The sequence below is a fragment of the Brevibacterium sp. S22 genome (assembly GCF_004745485.1).
Taxonomy (GTDB): Bacteria; Actinomycetota; Actinomycetes; order Actinomycetales; family Brevibacteriaceae; genus Brevibacterium.
The window spans coordinates 58,540-73,383 of the sequence record NZ_RHFG01000022.1 but is presented as its reverse complement, the minus strand read 5'-3'; the positions used below and the strand labels follow the sequence as shown (position 1 = coordinate 73,383).

The 14,844-nt window shown below is 66.9% G+C and carries 13 protein-coding genes and 1 pseudogene; 9 read left to right on the top strand and 5 right to left on the bottom strand.

What is annotated here, in order from left to right:
• Positions 1-123, top strand: a pseudogene (locus EB835_RS15675) (IS30 family transposase); the annotation flags it as partial.
• A 155-nt stretch (positions 124-278) separates the two neighbouring features.
• On the opposite strand, the gene EB835_RS15670 reads toward EB835_RS15675, so the two are convergent.
• From EB835_RS15670 to EB835_RS15660, 3 genes are all read right to left on the bottom strand, one after another.
• On the bottom strand, positions 279-1,013 hold the full coding sequence (locus EB835_RS15670) for a response regulator (protein ID WP_135810386.1): 735 nt from the start codon (positions 1,011-1,013) through the stop codon (positions 279-281).
• Between the two features lie 225 nt (positions 1,014-1,238).
• Positions 1,239-3,110, bottom strand: a complete 1,872-nt coding sequence (locus EB835_RS15665; RefSeq protein ID WP_135810385.1) for a sensor histidine kinase — start codon at positions 3,108-3,110, stop codon at positions 1,239-1,241.
• A gap of 120 nt (positions 3,111-3,230) precedes the next feature.
• Positions 3,231-5,075, bottom strand: a complete 1,845-nt coding sequence (locus tag EB835_RS15660) for an MOSC domain-containing protein (protein ID WP_135810384.1) — start codon at positions 5,073-5,075, stop codon at positions 3,231-3,233.
• Between the two features lie 114 nt (positions 5,076-5,189).
• Here EB835_RS15660 and EB835_RS15655 point away from each other — a divergent pair, with 114 nt between their 5' ends.
• From EB835_RS15655 to EB835_RS15645, 3 genes are all read left to right on the top strand, one after another.
• Complete coding sequence (locus EB835_RS15655) at positions 5,190-5,483, top strand: metal-sensitive transcriptional regulator (protein WP_135810383.1); 294 nt, start codon at positions 5,190-5,192, stop codon at positions 5,481-5,483.
• A gap of 79 nt (positions 5,484-5,562) precedes the next feature.
• Positions 5,563-5,775 (top strand): heavy-metal-associated domain-containing protein, encoded by a 213-nt coding sequence (locus EB835_RS15650; RefSeq protein ID WP_135810382.1) that lies wholly within the window; start codon positions 5,563-5,565, stop codon positions 5,773-5,775.
• Positions 5,775-8,189 carry a heavy metal translocating P-type ATPase gene (locus EB835_RS15645; RefSeq protein ID WP_135810381.1) on the top strand — a complete coding sequence of 805 codons (2,415 nt, stop codon included), beginning with the start codon at positions 5,775-5,777 and terminating at the stop codon, positions 8,187-8,189. Before EB835_RS15650 ends, EB835_RS15645 begins: the two co-directional genes overlap by 1 nt.
• A gap of 207 nt (positions 8,190-8,396) precedes the next feature.
• Here EB835_RS15645 and EB835_RS15640 read toward each other — a convergent pair whose 3' ends face one another.
• Positions 8,397-8,678, bottom strand: a complete 282-nt coding sequence (locus tag EB835_RS15640; protein ID WP_135810380.1) for a hypothetical protein — start codon at positions 8,676-8,678, stop codon at positions 8,397-8,399.
• A 241-nt stretch (positions 8,679-8,919) separates the two neighbouring features.
• On the opposite strand from EB835_RS15640, the gene EB835_RS15635 reads away from it, so the two are divergent.
• From EB835_RS15635 to EB835_RS15620, 4 genes are all read left to right on the top strand, one after another.
• Positions 8,920-9,681 carry a hypothetical protein gene (locus EB835_RS15635; RefSeq protein WP_240688784.1) on the top strand — a complete coding sequence of 254 codons (762 nt, stop codon included), beginning with the start codon at positions 8,920-8,922 and terminating at the stop codon, positions 9,679-9,681.
• On the top strand, positions 9,681-10,646 hold the full coding sequence (locus EB835_RS15630) for a response regulator transcription factor (protein WP_135810379.1): 966 nt from the start codon (positions 9,681-9,683) through the stop codon (positions 10,644-10,646). The genes EB835_RS15635 and EB835_RS15630 overlap by 1 nt, the downstream gene beginning before the upstream one ends.
• A gap of 4 nt (positions 10,647-10,650) precedes the next feature.
• A complete protein-coding gene (locus tag EB835_RS15625) occupies positions 10,651-11,937 on the top strand; it encodes a sensor histidine kinase (RefSeq protein WP_135810378.1) in 1,287 nt (428 codons plus the stop codon).
• 227 nt (positions 11,938-12,164) lie between these two features.
• Positions 12,165-13,223, top strand: a complete 1,059-nt coding sequence (locus EB835_RS15620) for a M15 family metallopeptidase (RefSeq protein WP_135810377.1) — start codon at positions 12,165-12,167, stop codon at positions 13,221-13,223.
• 116 nt (positions 13,224-13,339) lie between these two features.
• Here EB835_RS15620 and EB835_RS20680 read toward each other — a convergent pair whose 3' ends face one another.
• Positions 13,340-14,089, bottom strand: coding sequence for a DUF1990 family protein (locus EB835_RS20680; protein ID WP_240688783.1), 750 nt, complete (start codon positions 14,087-14,089; stop codon positions 13,340-13,342).
• Between the two features lie 195 nt (positions 14,090-14,284).
• Between EB835_RS20680 and EB835_RS15605 the strand changes: the two genes are divergently transcribed.
• Positions 14,285-14,737, top strand: a complete 453-nt coding sequence (locus EB835_RS15605; RefSeq protein WP_135810376.1) for a MaoC family dehydratase — start codon at positions 14,285-14,287, stop codon at positions 14,735-14,737.
• Positions 14,738-14,844 lie beyond the last annotated feature (107 nt).

The following is a 14,844-nucleotide window of genomic DNA, read 5'->3' as shown; positions in this document are numbered from 1 at the left end:
ATGGTCGCTGCTGAGCTCAACGCCCGGCCCCGGAAACGGTTGGGTTGGAAGACGCCGGCCGAGGCCCTGGCTAAACTATTGAACGAACACGACGATTCGACAGGTGTTGCAACGATAGCTTGAATCCACGCGCTGAGCGCCGCGGATCGACCAGACAATTCGCTGCCAGACCGGCGTCCGCCGGCTGATGCTGTCTGTGGGCCGACGGCGGGGTCACTCTCGCCGCCTGGCCACGAACCGGGAACTCCTGAGCCGAGGCGAAGCCCGTTCAGAGAGTCTCAGCCTGCGTCGGAGACGACGGTGTATTCGAGGACGGGGCGGCCGGCCGCACCGTACCGGGGACGGCGTTCGAGCATCCCGGCATCGGCCATGGATTCGAGGTAGCGGCGCGCGGTGACTCGGGAGACTCCGAGGCCTTCGGCCAACTCGGCGGCGGATTGCCCCGGGGTCTCATCCAGCAGGGTTTTGACCTCTGTCTGCACCGCATCGGGCACGCCCTTCGCGGTTGCGGCCACGGTGTGGGTGCGCAGGGCAGAGATCGCCTTGTCGACTTCGGTCTGGGTGACCTCCCCGTCGTTCGAATCCCCGCCGAGGCGGTTGCGGAAGGACGAATACGCCTCGAGTTTCGATTTGAAGACCGGGAACGTGAAGGGCTTGATGATGTACTGAGCGACGCCGTACGACAGGGCCTCCTGCACGATCTGCATGTCGCGGGCCGCGGTGACGGCGATGATGTCGACGTCGACGCGCTGGCCGCGGATGGCTCGGCAGACCTGGAGTCCGTGCCCGTCGGGCAGGTTCATATCGAGGAGGACGAGATGGACGCCGGAGGGATCGAGTCCGTAGATCTGACCCGTGAGAGCAGCCATCGCCTGGGTGGCGTTCTTCGCCACTCCCGCGACGTGATAGCCGTCGATGCGGTCGATGTACTTCGCGTGGGCACGGGCGGCGACCACCTCGTCCTCGACGACGAGCACACCGATGCTCGATTCAGGCGCAGTTGTGTCCGACATGCTTTCAGTCTAGCTTCAGCGGTTTGACAGCGTTCCGGATCGTGTTGCAGTCCCGTCACATCGCGTTGTGGCCGGCCCCACCTGAACCCGTCCCACCGGAACCGGTCTGTCCGGAGCTGCCCCGACCGACGCTGGCCCCACCGGAGCTGCCCCGACCGGAGCCGCCCGACCGGAACCCGCTCGACCGAAACCAGCCCGACCGGAGCCAGCCCGTACGACGCCGGACTATCCGCCGTCCGCCTGCCCTGCACCGGCCGAGTCCGGCAGCCACACCGTGAGCACGGCGCCCTTGAATCGGTCGCAGTCCTCCCCGCGGCCCTGCACATCGACGGCACCCCCGAGCCGGCGGATCGCCTGCACGACCAGGGACAGTCCGACCCCGCGGGTGCCCGTCTGCTGGCGGCCCTGCCCCTGGTCGGTCTCGACACCATCGTGCTTCGTCGACCAGCCGCGTTCGAAGATCGCATCGAGATGCTCCTCGTCGATGCCCGGACCGTCGTCGCTGACCTCGATCGTGAATCCGCCGGGACCGCCCGAACCGGAGAGTTCGACGTGGACTCTCTTGTCTTCGGACAGAACATCCTCCCGGCTCAGAGCGTCGAAGGCATTGTCGACGAGGTTGCCCAGAATCGTCGCGAGGTCACGGTCATCCCCGCCGAGGTTGCCCGCGAGATCCGCGGTGTCCACCGTCATCTCGATGCCCACCTCGGCGGCCTGGGCGATCTTCGACAGCAGCAGGGCCGAGAGGACGGGATGGTCGAAGGTCATCGACCCGTCACCGTTGACCCGGTTGAGGTCGTCGATGTCCTTCGCCGCGAAGTCGATGGCCTCCTCGACGTGGCCGGTCTCGAGCAGGGACACGACCATGTGCAGCCGGTTGGCATATTCGTGGGTCTGCGCGCGCAGGGAATCGGAGAAGGACCGCACGGAGACGAGCTCGCCGGAGAGTTCGGCCAGCTCAGTGTGATCGCGCATGGTCACGACCCACGTATCGCTGGCCGCCTCGGTGGGCTGCTGGTTGACGACGAGGACACGATCGTCGGTGTAGTGGATCTCGTCGCGGGCCCACCGCCCGGCCGCGAGCAGGTCGTGCAGCTCCTCGGGCAGGTCGAGTTCGCGCAGCGGCATCTCTTCGGCCGAGGTGGGGCCGGGGTCCGCATCGTCCTCGACGGGCGGCATGCCCAGCAGTTCCCGAGCCTCGGCGTTGATGAGCACGATTCCGCGAGCTCGGTCGACGAGCAGCAGTCCTTCGGAGACGGCCTTGAGCACAGAGGAGTAGAAGTCGAGCATGCTGCGCAGTTCGTCGGCACCGTAGTCGCCGGTGACTCGGCGCAGGCCCCGCGATGTCACCCAGGAGGAGCCGATGCCGAGGATGAGGGTGAGGACGGCGATGCCGATGAGCCATTTCCCCTGTGCCAGGAAGCCTTCGCGGACCGAATCGGCGGAGCTGCCGACGATGACGGCGCCGACCACGGTGTCGGACCTCAATCCATCGACGCCGACGTGTTCGGCATAGACCGGCGTGATGACGTACATGGTGCCGTCGGCCGGCCCGCCGTCGTCGATGAAGCGCACGGTCGACTTGCCCTCCTGCAGGGCCTGTCCGTCGACGGCCTGAGCCAGCTGGTCGATCGAATCCTCGGGGATCTGTCCGGAATCCGCCGAGGCGGTCTTCGCCTCCAACGCCTGCTGCCGTCCGGGCGAGCCCAGGGTCGGCGGGGTGAGGAGGAAATCGATGGGGACGACGGCGGCGATGTCGAAGCCGTATTGGCTGATGACGTTGTTCAGAAGCGTCTGGACATCGTCGCGGGATTCGGAGTCGAGGTAGTCGTCTCGGCCGACTTCACCGGTGCCGACGAGGCCCAGCGACATCGAGATGTTGTCCGCAGCCGAGCGCAGCAGGTCCTGTTCGCGTTTCGTGTTCAGCTGCGAGAGCTGGAGGTAGAGCAGACTCGTCGTGAGCACCATGATGCCCACGAGCATGATCGAGTTCGCGAACATGATCCGCCCTGCCGCGCTGAGGCGGACCCACCGACTCAGGCGACCCACCGGTCCGGCGGGCCCCTTCGACAGTATGGTGCGCTTCTTCTTCGGCATGGGAACCATTGTGCCACCCGGTCAGGCGCCATCTGCCGGGGTCAGGGCACGGAACCGGGCCCATCGCCGAGGCGGTCGGACGGAATCGCTGTCACCGCCCGGGCGGCGGTGCGGCCCAGGTCAGAAAGACAGACTGATGGGGCCGGCGGGGACCGCGGAGCACACGAGCACTTCGTCGGCGTCGACTCGGGCAACCGGTTCGATCGGGTAGAGCACGGATCCGGCGGCCAGGGACACCGAGCAGGTTCCGCAGGATCCGCCGCGACAGGAGCTCGGGGACCGGAATCCGCGCGCTTCCAAGGATTCGAGCAGGGTTCCCTCCTGCGGCTGCCAGACGAAGCTCGTACCCGAATCCGCCAGTGTCACCTCGGCGGGGGAACAGGCGGCTATGGCCTCGCTCATTCCCGTGTTCGGGGAGGCGAACGTCTCCTGATGGACCGCGGGAACTCCGGCTTCGTCCGCGGCGGCGAGCACGGCCGCCGTGAAATCGCGGGGCCCGCAGACCATGACATTGTCGCAGCCGGCCACCCAGTCGACGAGGTCCCGGTGGCCGGGCCGACCGGCGGTCGCAGTGTCGCGGTGGTGGGTCTCGACGGGCACCCCGCCTGAGCGTGCGCGGTCCTGGAGTCGATTCCACAGGCATGCGGTGCGGTGGTCGCGGTCGACGTGGAAGAGTCGGATCCGGTCGGTGGCGGGAAGGTCGGCCAGTCCGTCGCCGCGCAGCAGTCCGAGGCTCGGAGTGATGCCGATTCCGGCCGTGATCAGGGCCGTTGTGCCGCCGAAGACTCGGGAGGCGGTCATGGTTCCGTGCGGTCCCGAGGTGAGGATCCGCGCTCCGGCCTCCAGCGATGCGACGGCGCGGGAGCCCTTGCCCTGAGTGCGCACGGCGATGCGGACGATATCGTCGTCGACGTCGGTGATCGTATAGGTCCGCCAGAACGGTGCGCCGAGGTCGAGGTGGACGCGCAGATTCGTACCCGGCTCATCGAATTCGCGGATCCAGCCGAGATCGTCGCGCAGGGCCACCTCGACGATGTCGTTGCAGATCTGCCGGCGGCCGACGACGGTCATGAACCGCGGGGTGCGGGCGACCTTGACCAGTTCGCGCGGGGCCGGTCCCTCGACGGTGATCTCATCGCCGAGGGTGATGTCGCCGGATTCGAGGATCTGCCCGTAGATTCCGCAGTGCAGGTGCCCGCAGGCGGAGTTGAGCAGCCGCGGCACGTTGACGTCGACGGCGGTGGTGGTCGGGTTGACCGTGGTCGCCGGGCAGCGCTCGATCGTCGAGCGGATCGCCAGGCGCACACCGCCGAGGCGGATCACCTGACCGATGAGCGCGAATTCCTCGAAAGGAGCGAGTCCGTCGACGAGGACGTTGCCGCGGAACCGCAGCGGGTCCAGCTCGTCGTTCTCGGTCCCGAGGGCCGCGCGGCCCTCCTCCGTATCCGCGATCGCGGCGACCGTGGCGGGGTTGATGAGTGAGATCCCCGAGCACTGCGAGTCGAACATCCCCTGGTCCGCGACCGCCAGGCAGCGCGCGAAGCTGCCCTGAGGGGGTATCCGTTCGGAGAGGAAACTCGCCGAGGCGGCCCTGCTCTCCTCATCGTCCGTGGAGAAGGTCGTCGACTCCCCCGTCGGGGCAGTCAGGGTCACAGTCGCGATGTCGTGACCGTCCGCCTCGGCGAGGAGAGCCCCGCCGGGCCGGGTGGGATCCGACGCGGATTCGTCATCTGCCGCCTCGGTGAGGGACACGCCCACCCGCCATTTCTGCAGGTCGGTGTCGTTCTTGAGCACGGTGAAGGCGGAGTAGGAATGCCAGGAGTCATCGGGGACGTCGAGGCTGCCGTTCGTGAATGCCGCGATCCGGTCGCCGCGGATTCCGCGGTCCCTGACCACCCGAGCCGCGGTGAGCTCCTCGGCAGGGAACCCCTTGACCGGGAACCGGAACAGTCTGGCAACACGCATACCTCCGATTGTAGGAGCCGGACGGCACGGAGGGGTCGGGGTGAGAGCAAACGCACAGCCGCGTCGGCGAGGGCCGATCTTGATTTATACCCTATAGGGGTATACCGTGTGGTCATGACTGAGCAACATGGATACACCCCGCAGAAGGACGCTCTCGCGCGGAGGATGAAGCGGATCGAAGGCCAGGTCCGCGGCATCGGGAAGATGATCGATGAGGACAAATACTGCATCGACATCCTCACCCAGGTCTCCGCCGCGACAGCCGCGCTGCACGCGGTCTCCATCAACCTCCTCGAAGAGCACATCGCTCACTGCGTGGTCGACGCCGCCTCATCCGGCGACGACGAGGAAGCGCGGAAGAAGATCGAGGAGGCATCAGCCGCCATCTCCCGACTCATCAAGAGCTGAGTCCGCAGGCCGCGTCTGCCCGATCGGGGTGCGACGACGCCGGGGATCGGGAAACGTTCACAGCTGATAGGAGAGCACCATGACAACCACCACCATCACCGTGTCCGGAATGACCTGCGGACACTGCGAAACGGCGGTCAGGGAAGAACTCGGCACGCTCGCAGGTGTCACGGAGGTCGCGGTCGACCTCAACGCCGGCGGCGACTCCCCGGTCACGATCACCTCAGCTGCCGAACTCGACGACGCGGCGATCCGTGCCGCCGTCGATGAGGCCGGATACGAGGTGAAGTGATGCCACGCGAGCTCGAGCTCGACATCACGGGCATGACCTGCGCGTCGTGTTCGGCTCGGATCGAGAAGAAGCTCACCCGACTCGACGGGGTCACGGCGGAGGTCAACCTGCCGCTGGAGACTGCGCATGTGGTCATCGACTCCGAACTCGGCGACGACGACATCACCGCGGCCGTCGAGAAGGCCGGCTACGGCGCCACGGTGCGCAGCCTCGGCGCGGGCTCCGCCGGCCCGGAGATCGTCGACTACGATCCCCGCCATCTGCGGCCGCGCTTCATCGGCTCGCTCATCCTGTCCGTGCCGATCGTCGCGATCTCCATGGTCATGAGCTGGCACTTCACCGGGTGGCAGTGGGTCGCAGCGATCCTCGCCCTGCCCGTCGTCACCTGGGGTGCCTGGCCGTTCCACTCGGCGGCGCTCAAGGCAGCGCGCGGCGGCTCGACGACCATGGACACCCTGGTCAGCGTCGGCATCATCGTCGCCAGTGGCTACTCCTATGTCACGCTCGGGCGAGCTCTGGTCGAGGGCTACGGCTGGAAAGTGCCCGAGCATTATCATGTGTGGTTCGAAGCCGCCGCGGCGATCACGGTGTTCCTGCTCATCGGCAAGCTCACCGAGGATCGCGCGAAGACCCGGGCGACGGCCGCGCTCAAGGCGCTCCTCGACCTCGGGGCGAAATCCGCGACCGTGGTGCGGCAGGGAGCTGCGACGGACGCAGCCGCGTCGGGATCCGGCGCCACGACGGACGCAGCCGAGTCGGGGTCCGGTGCCACGACGGGCGTCGGCGCGTCGGGCGCTGATGCCACGGGTGGGGACCGTGTCGAGGTGCAGGTGCCGATCGATCAGCTGGTCGTCGGCGATGTGTTCCTCGTCCGCCCAGGTGAGAAGATCGCCACCGACGGTGAGGTGCTGACCGGCCATTCGGCCGTCGACGAGGCGATGCTCACCGGCGAATCCGTACCGGTCGAGGTCGCTCCCGGCGATTCCGTCACCGGTGCCACGATCAACACCTCGGGTGTGCTCGAGGTCCGGGCCGCCCGAGTGGGAGCGGACACGACGCTGGCGGCCATGGCCGATCTCGTCAGCCGCGCGCAGACCGGGAAGCCTGCCGTGCAGCGACTGGCCGACAGGATCTCGGCAGTGTTCGTGCCGATCGTCTTCGGCATCGCCGTTCTGACCCTGCTCATCTGGGGCTTCGTCACCGGAGACTGGGCTGCGGGGCTGCATGCGGCACTCACCGTGCTCATCATCGCGTGCCCCTGCGCCCTGGGTCTGGCCACACCGACGGCCCTTGCGGTCTCGTCCGGACGAGGATCCCAGTTGGGCATCCTCGTCTCCGGCCCCGAGGCGCTGGAGTCGACGCGGGCGATCGATACGGTCGTCCTCGACAAGACCGGCACTCTGACGACCGGGACGATGAGCCTGACCGGAACCGAACTCTCACCGGCGGACTTCGACATCCTCGCCCGGCTGGAATCGCGCAGCGAACACCCGATCGCCCGCGCCATCGTCGAGGCCGCGCCCGAGATCGTCGGGGCGGGCTCGGCGGGGACTGCTTCGACTGGGTCCGATCCGATGGGGCTCGCCTCGGCAGGATCTGCTGGCGTGGAGCCCGATTCGATGGAAACGGCAGAGCAGTCGGCGGGGGCCGCCTCGGCGAGGTCGATCGGAACCGTGGCCGGGTCACCGGTCACGGATTTCGAGAACATCCCCGGCGGCGGACTGCGGGCGACGGTCGACGGCGCCGAGGTGCTCGCCGGTCGCCCGGACCTGCTCCGGGAACGCGGAATCGCGGTCGACTATGCGGCCGATTCGGTGCCGCGCGGGGCCACGCTCGTCGCGCTGGCGATCGACGCGCGCTTCCGTGGGCTGAGCTTCGTCTCCGACGAGGCCAGACCGACGGCCAAGGCAGCGATCGCCGAACTGCAGTCCCTGGGGCTGAAAACCGTGCTGCTGACCGGAGACAACGCTCAAGCCGCCGAGGTGGTCGCCGAGGCTCTTCGAATCACCGAGGTCCGCGCGGATGTCCGCCCGGAAGGCAAGGTCTCCGTGGTCAGCGAGCTGCAGGAGCAGGGCCGGGCCGTAGCCATGGTCGGCGACGGGGTCAACGACGCCGCCGCTCTGGCCGGTGCGGATCTCGGCATCGCGATGGGCTCGGGTACGGACGCGGCGATGGCGGCGTCGGACATCACCATGGTCACGTCCGATCCGCAGCAGATCCCGCAGGCGATCCGGCTCTCGCGCCGGACCTTGGGGCTCATCAAGGGCAACCTGTTCTGGGCCTTCGCCTATAACACCGCAGCGATCCCGATCGCGGCGTTCGGACTGCTCGACCCGATGATCGCCGGGGCCGCGATGGCGTTCTCATCGGTGTTCGTCGTCCTCAACAGCCTCCGCCTCCTGCGCTTCACATAAGCGCGACGGCGATCCCGCGCGTTGTGGAAGCTGGATTGCCCCCGCGAGCATCCCCCACTGAAAGCGCCATAACCCCCTGTTGGAGCAGGGGGTTATGGCGCTTTCAGGCTCTGATGCCTCAGCAGCTGTAGGACGAGGCAGTCACGCGAGGTTGTGCCGCGAAAGGTGGGGTCGGTGCCTGCAGCCTCGGCGCGAGCCCCAGGCGTCCTACCGCATGACCGGGTAGGACTGGTTCTGGTTCTGCGTGTCCTTGCGCATCACCCAGTTGAGGTAGCTCGTGAAGCCTGACACGACCACAAAGGCCGCTCCGGCGAAGATGAATGCATAGCCGAAGGCGCGGCCGTCCTGCCAAGCTCGGGTGACGATGATCGCGAGGACGAGGGTGACGATTCCGCAGACGATGCCGACTTTGATCGCGTCCTTGTAGGACACCGTACTCGTGGGCTTGCCGCCTGTGGACTTCTTCTTCGGGGTGTTCGTGGGCGCCATGTCCCTCATTCTACCGGCCCGACCTGAGAGCCGGCCCATCCTGTGCCCGAGATCATCACCCGCACGGTTCGACCTCAATCCCACCAGCACCGAGGCGGCCACAAGATGCCTTGAGAACCGCAGAGGACCCGGCGAAGAGCACGGCGACCGGGGGATCGGACGGTGGGCCCGACTGCGGTTCCGACCCGCATGAGCCGATGATCAGGTGGACTACAGGCTCCGAACAGGCAAAAATGTGTGTGTGCCCGTCACCGTCAGACGCGCCGCCGGGGAGGCGCTGCGCTCTTTTCACTCCAGCCAGGCCCCGCCTGGCCGTGAGTCGTGCGCAGACGACGCGACGCCGACGGCCGCAGCAGTCGACATCGCAGCAGTCGGTCCCAGCCCCCTCGGCTCTCCCCTCTCACCATCCCCCCGCCGCACCGTCCGCACCTTCACAGCGCTCCTGCTCGCGGCAGTCATGACTCTCACCGTCACCGCATGCGGACCCGATCGCGGACTCAAGGTCTCACCCGAGGGCAACCCTTCCCCCTCCCTCTTCGCCCCCAATACCCAGGCCGCCGGCCAGCCGGATGAACCGTTCTCGCTCAACGCGATCCGCAAGGCCATCGAATCCTCGTCGGGAATCGCTGTCACCGGCAGTGCTTCGGAGACCGCTCAGGTCGTCGCCGACTGCAAGGACTGTCTGAAGTTCTCGACGCCTTTCCTCAGCGGCGAACAGAAGTTCCAGCTGGTCACGGTGGCCAACCCCAAGCAGCGCGACGAGGTCATCGCCGGCGCAGTCATCAGCGAGCACAAGGGCAAGCCCCGCCTCGAACTCATCGCCACCGGCAATCAGCTCAAGGTCAGCCCCGGCAGAAATGGGACACTGGTGGTGCAGGAGGCCATGTTCGCTGACGGGGACAGAGCATGCTGCCCTTCCGGCTGGTCTGTGCAGGTGTTCCGCCTGCACGACGGTAGGTTTGAACCAGGTCAACGCTTCACGCGGCTTAATGGAGAAACGTAATGCATATAGTTCTGGTCGAGGATGACGAGGTCATCCGCGAAACGACGCAGATCGGACTCGAACGCTTCGATTACACGGTCTCGGCCTTCGCCGACGGCCGTGAAGGATACGAGTTCGTCTCCGCCAACGGCGCCGACGTCCTGCTGCTGGATCTCATGCTGCCGACGATGAACGGCGCCTCCATCTGCCGTGCCGTGCGCGAGCGTTCGACGATCCCGATCATCATCATCTCCGCCCGCTCGGACGCCATCGACATCGTCCAGGCTCTCGAGGCCGGAGCCGACGACTACCTCACCAAGCCCTTCGACATGCAGGTTCTCAATGCCCGCATCCGCGCTGTCGTCCGCCGGTTCATCACCACCGGCACCGACCGGTTCGGCTACTCCCCCGCACTCGACGCGGATGAGCATCACGAAACCGTGATCGGGCCCGGCGGCATGGTCACCGGCGACGGCATCCCCGAGGTCCTCGGCGCCAGCCCCGGCATGGACACCCGGGATCGGCTGCGAGCGCAGCTCGAATCCGATGACACCTACCTCGGTGCCGGTGGGAAATTCACCACCGCCCCCGAGGCGGACGACGACGAAGAGGCCATCGGCGGCCCCGGGGTCCCTCCCCGCCCGAGCAGCTCCCCCACGGTGGCCCCGGAAGCGTCCGGCTCCGACGGCGGGCTGGGTCCGTTCCGCACACGGCTGGGATCGCTCGTCCTCGACACCGGGCGGCTGACCGTCGAGGTCGACGGAGAAGAAGTCCACCTCACCCCGACCGAGCTGCGTGTGCTCCTGCTGCTGACCGAGCAGCCTGAGCACGTGTACTCACGAGAGAAGATCGCGTTCACGGTATGGGGCTACGAGTGGGCCGGCGACTCCCGCGTCGTCGACGTCCACATCCAGCGCCTGCGGAAGAAGATCGGGGCGAACATGATCGAAACAGTTCGCGGATTCGGTTACCGCTTCTCGGGCTGATCGTATGTCGCTGCGCTGGAAGATCTCTCTGCTCATCGTCGCCTCGGTGATCATCGCCGTCCTGTCGTGCTCGATCGTGCTGCGCCAATCCGCGGCCCGAGCCGAGGACGACCGGATGCGGTCGACGGTGACCGAGCAGCTGACGAATGCGACGGCCATCTTCTCCGAGACCGGGGTGCTCACCCTCAACGCCCGCATCGAGGATCCGCAGCTGCCCAAGGAGGCGCGCAAGTCCGCGCTCAAGGGTCAGAGCGTGACGATCCGCTCCGAGGTCGACGGCGAGGAGATCGTGTGGGCCGCGGCCCCGATCGAGGTCGGTTCGTACACCGAAGTGATCTCCGTGCGCGCATCGACGAAGGACAGTCAGGAGCTCATCGGCCGCATCGACCAAGCACTGCTGGTCGGCATGATCGGATCCGCCCTCGTCGTCGGCGGCGTCGGATCGATCGTCGCCGGCCGCATCTCCCGTCGGCTGACCCTCGGCGCACAGGCGGCCAGGAAGATCGCCGGTGGGGACACGACGACGCGCATCGCCGATGTCATCGACGAATCCGATCAGGAGGTGTGGGCCTTCGCCACGGCCGTCGACACCGCGGTGGCCCGCCTGACCGAACGCATCGACTCCGAGCAGCGCTTCACCGCGGATCTCGCGCACGAGATGCGCACTCCGCTGACCGGTCTGGTCAACGCCGCGAACCTGCTCGAAGAGGATTCCCGACCCGCCGAACTCGTCAAGGACCGGGTCGTGCGCATGCAGGTCCTCGTCGAAGACCTCCTCGAAGTCTCCCGCCTCGATGCGGGCCGTGCCAACCCCGAGTTCACCCGCGTCGACGTCGATCAGGCGATCAGGTCCCTGCTGGGCACGATGGAGGCCTCGGGAGCCCTGGCCGGGCACCAGATCGACACGCATCTGGCGGCACTGAATTCGACGTTGGTCACCGATGTCCGCCGGTTCGAGCGCATCGTGTCGAACCTGCTGGTCAACGCAATCAAGCACGGTGGGGACCCCATCCGCCTCGAGACGAGCACGCGCAGCATCGTCGTCACCGACTCCGGCTCGGGCTATCCGCCGGACATCGTCAACACCGGCCCGACCCGCTTCGTCTCCGCCGGCGGGGGCGGAATGGGCCTCGGCCTCGTCATCGCGCAGGGGCAGGCCCGCCTGCTCGGCATCACGCTGATCTTCAGTAACGATCCCGTAACAGGGGGTGCGCGGACCGAAGTGATCTTCCCCGACGAAGAGGCTCAGGAACATGCGCTCCGGCAGTACGTGGAGAGCCGATCCGAATAACCTCGCCGAGGCGGCCCACAGATTCACAGTAGAGTGCTGACCTCGCACGATGCTGCGTTGATGGCGGCATCAGCCAGTCCGACCTGAGCGTCGACTGACCGCCTGCGAGTGCGACTCGTCACGTATATATGACAGGTTCTATATATTCCCGTTACAATTTTGTGATGTTGTATTGAAGTCGTCGAAACCCCGGCGGACTTCGACGAGCCACAGTCACACGGAGAGTTATGTCAGAGTCATCATCGACCACAGAACCACCGGTGCGTCGACGGGATCTGCATAGGCGTCGCACATCGAACCCGTTCTCACGCGCACACACCTCAACCCGCGACACGGGGACACCGACCGCCTCTGCTTCTGCTGACTCCTCGGCCGAGACCGTGTCGCCCAGGCGCGCAGCGATGGCCGCCGAAGCCCGAGCAGCAGAGGCGTCTCCGCGGCGGGACGCAATGGCTCGCGAAGCCGCCGACGCTCCTGCGACCTTCGGCTCGAGACCCGCCTCGTCGATCCGCAGGGTCAGCGCAGGAGCCGCCGAAAGCCGCGGATCCGATGGCGCGCTGCTCAAGTCCGTGCGCAGAAGGAAGCTGCGGACCGTATCGACGCTGGCGGCAGTCTCCGTGGCCGGTGCCGCCACTGCAGTGACCATGCTTGTGAACAACCTCGGCGGAGGTGCCGAGGTCAAGACCGACCCGACCGCTGCCGGTGAGCCCGCTGCGATCAACCCCGAGAAGGTCAACGCCGACGTGCCCGAAGCCAAAGGGAAGTCGTCGATCGAGATCGGTGTGCCGAGCGCCAAGCAGAAGAAGGTCGAGGCCGCGTCCCGCGCAGTTGAGAAGAGCGCCCTGCCCGGCTGCGATGCGAAGCAGGACTTCGGCCAATCCGCCGGCAACGGCGAGCTGCCCGATGAGTGGCTGTGCGATCTCGGGAAGGGCGACCACCAGCTCCGGGCGGATGCCGCCGTCTCCTTCGCGAAGATGAACGCGGCCTACAAGAAGGACACCGGCAAGGAACTCGAGATCACGGATTCTTACCGTGATATGGCCGGGCAGGTCTCGGTCGCCGGTCGGAAGCCGGGCCTGGCCGCCAAGCCGGGCACCTCACTGCACGGCTGGGGAATCGCCCTCGACCTCGGCGGCGGGGTCGCATCGAAGTCCGGAGCCTGGGGCTGGCTCGTCGAGCACGGTGACGAATACGGTTGGGAGAACCCCGACTGGGCCAAATCGAGCATGTACGAACCGTGGCACTGGGAGTACAAGCCTGCTCGGAGCTCGATTCCCGGCAAGTGATCGACCAGAGCTCTGCGGCCTATGGCACTGCTCGCCTGGGCACCAACCGTCAGTGACGCCCTGCGCTCTGCTGACCGCCTGAGCGTCCGCGGACAGCAGTCATGCACGCTGCCGGCTCAGCTGCGTAGTGCCCGACCGTAGCGGCGCCGATAGATGACCTGAGCGAGCCGGACGAACGGCTCACCCAGCCGCCAGATGCCCAGTCCCGCCCGCGAGACCGACCTGAGGACGAGGAAGACCCGGTCATCGGCGGTGCGGACGAGGATGAATGACTCTTCGCCGGTGATCGGATGCCCCGGCTTCGTGCCATAGGTGAAGCCGCACCGACCCGGCGCCTCGAAGACGTCGATGACGCGAGAGGGCTCGGGCAGTCGGAAGGGTCCGAGACGCACCCGGATCGTCGGCGCCTGCCCTCGCTCCACACGTGGCGGTCGACCACCGACCGTTTCGCACGCAATCCCACCGCCCACGCGAGCACCGGCATCGGCAGTTCTCGCTGCACGCCCGTCTCTGCCCGCACCACCCGCGCGGGCGCCTCTGACCTCGCTGCCGCCTCTGACCTCGCCACGCACGCGGTCGCCTCTGCCCTCGCTGCCGCTCACGTCGATGTCGAAGCCGCTGCGGGTCTTGACCTCCCAGTGCAGCACCTCCTCGGCGCAGCGCTCGAACGTCTCCCGACCGTGGCCGACGAAGTACGCGGATTCGAAGTGACGGCAGCCGTCAGGACGTTCCAACCACCTCGGCGAGAGGGGATGCGTCAGCGTCTCCGGACGACCCCCGACAGAGGAGGCCGGATGATCGTCGATGCGCGAAGCCGGATCGCCGGTGAGATCGGACCGGTGGTCTGGGTGCTCGGATCGGGGCATGCGACCAACCTACCGAATACCGGACGGGTCGTCGCCGATTCCGGTCCGACCAAGTACGGTTCGATATGACGAAGCATCGACAGGCGAGTGTCCGCTCAGCCACTCAGGCGACGGGGATTCGGGTGATGATGCACGGCCGCACAGCGGGGACCGTCCGAGTCGACGACAGCTCCCCCAGGATCGAAGGAGAACCACTTGCGCACAATCAACGGCATCGACGAGATCGAATCGCTCATCGGTCAGGAACTCGGCTCCTCCGAGTGGATGACGATGGACCAGGATGCCATCAACACCTTCGCCGACGTCACCGGCGACCACCAGTGGATCCACGTCGACGAAACGCGCGCAGCCGAAGGTCCCTACGGCGCGACGATCGTGCACGGGTTCTTCACTCTCGCGCTGATCCCGAAGTTCTCCACCGAGGTCTTCACCATCGAGGGAGTGGCCATCCGCGTCAACTACGGTCTCAACAAGGTCCGCTTCCTCCAGCCCGTCGTCGTCGGCTCCCGGCTGCGCGGAACCATCAGCGTCAACAACGTCATCCGCGGCGACAAGGGCACGCAGGTCATCCTCGACCACACGATCGAGATCGAAGACCAGGACCGCCCCGCATGCGTCGCCGAGGTGGTCACCCTCCTCGTCGAGTGAGGGCCGGCACCGGCCATGGAACTGCACCCCCGGCCCCTGGGCGCTCAACCCGGTCTTAGGTGGGCGGAATGGTCACGTTCCAGGCGGATTTCTGTGACCATTCCGCC

Excerpts from the sequence above, each read along its gene's own strand:
- EB835_RS15670 (WP_135810386.1), bottom strand. The coding sequence starts at position 1,013 with ATGTCGGACACAACTGCGCCTGAATCGAGCATCGGTGTGCTCGTCGTC.
- EB835_RS15665 (WP_135810385.1), bottom strand. The coding sequence starts at position 3,110 with ATGCCGAAGAAGAAGCGCACCATACTGTCGAAGGGGCCCGCCGGACCG.
- EB835_RS15660 (WP_135810384.1), bottom strand. The coding sequence starts at position 5,075 with ATGCGTGTTGCCAGACTGTTCCGGTTCCCGGTCAAGGGGTTCCCTGCC.
- EB835_RS15655 (WP_135810383.1), top strand. The coding sequence starts at position 5,190 with ATGACTGAGCAACATGGATACACCCCGCAGAAGGACGCTCTCGCGCGG.
- EB835_RS15650 (WP_135810382.1), top strand. The coding sequence starts at position 5,563 with ATGACAACCACCACCATCACCGTGTCCGGAATGACCTGCGGACACTGC.
- EB835_RS15645 (WP_135810381.1), top strand. The coding sequence starts at position 5,775 with ATGCCACGCGAGCTCGAGCTCGACATCACGGGCATGACCTGCGCGTCG.
- EB835_RS15640 (WP_135810380.1), bottom strand. The coding sequence starts at position 8,678 with ATGGCGCCCACGAACACCCCGAAGAAGAAGTCCACAGGCGGCAAGCCC.
- EB835_RS15630 (WP_135810379.1), top strand. The coding sequence starts at position 9,681 with ATGCATATAGTTCTGGTCGAGGATGACGAGGTCATCCGCGAAACGACG.
- EB835_RS15625 (WP_135810378.1), top strand. The coding sequence starts at position 10,651 with ATGTCGCTGCGCTGGAAGATCTCTCTGCTCATCGTCGCCTCGGTGATC.
- EB835_RS15620 (WP_135810377.1), top strand. The coding sequence starts at position 12,165 with ATGTCAGAGTCATCATCGACCACAGAACCACCGGTGCGTCGACGGGAT.
- EB835_RS20680 (WP_240688783.1), bottom strand. The coding sequence starts at position 14,089 with ATGCCCCGATCCGAGCACCCAGACCACCGGTCCGATCTCACCGGCGAT.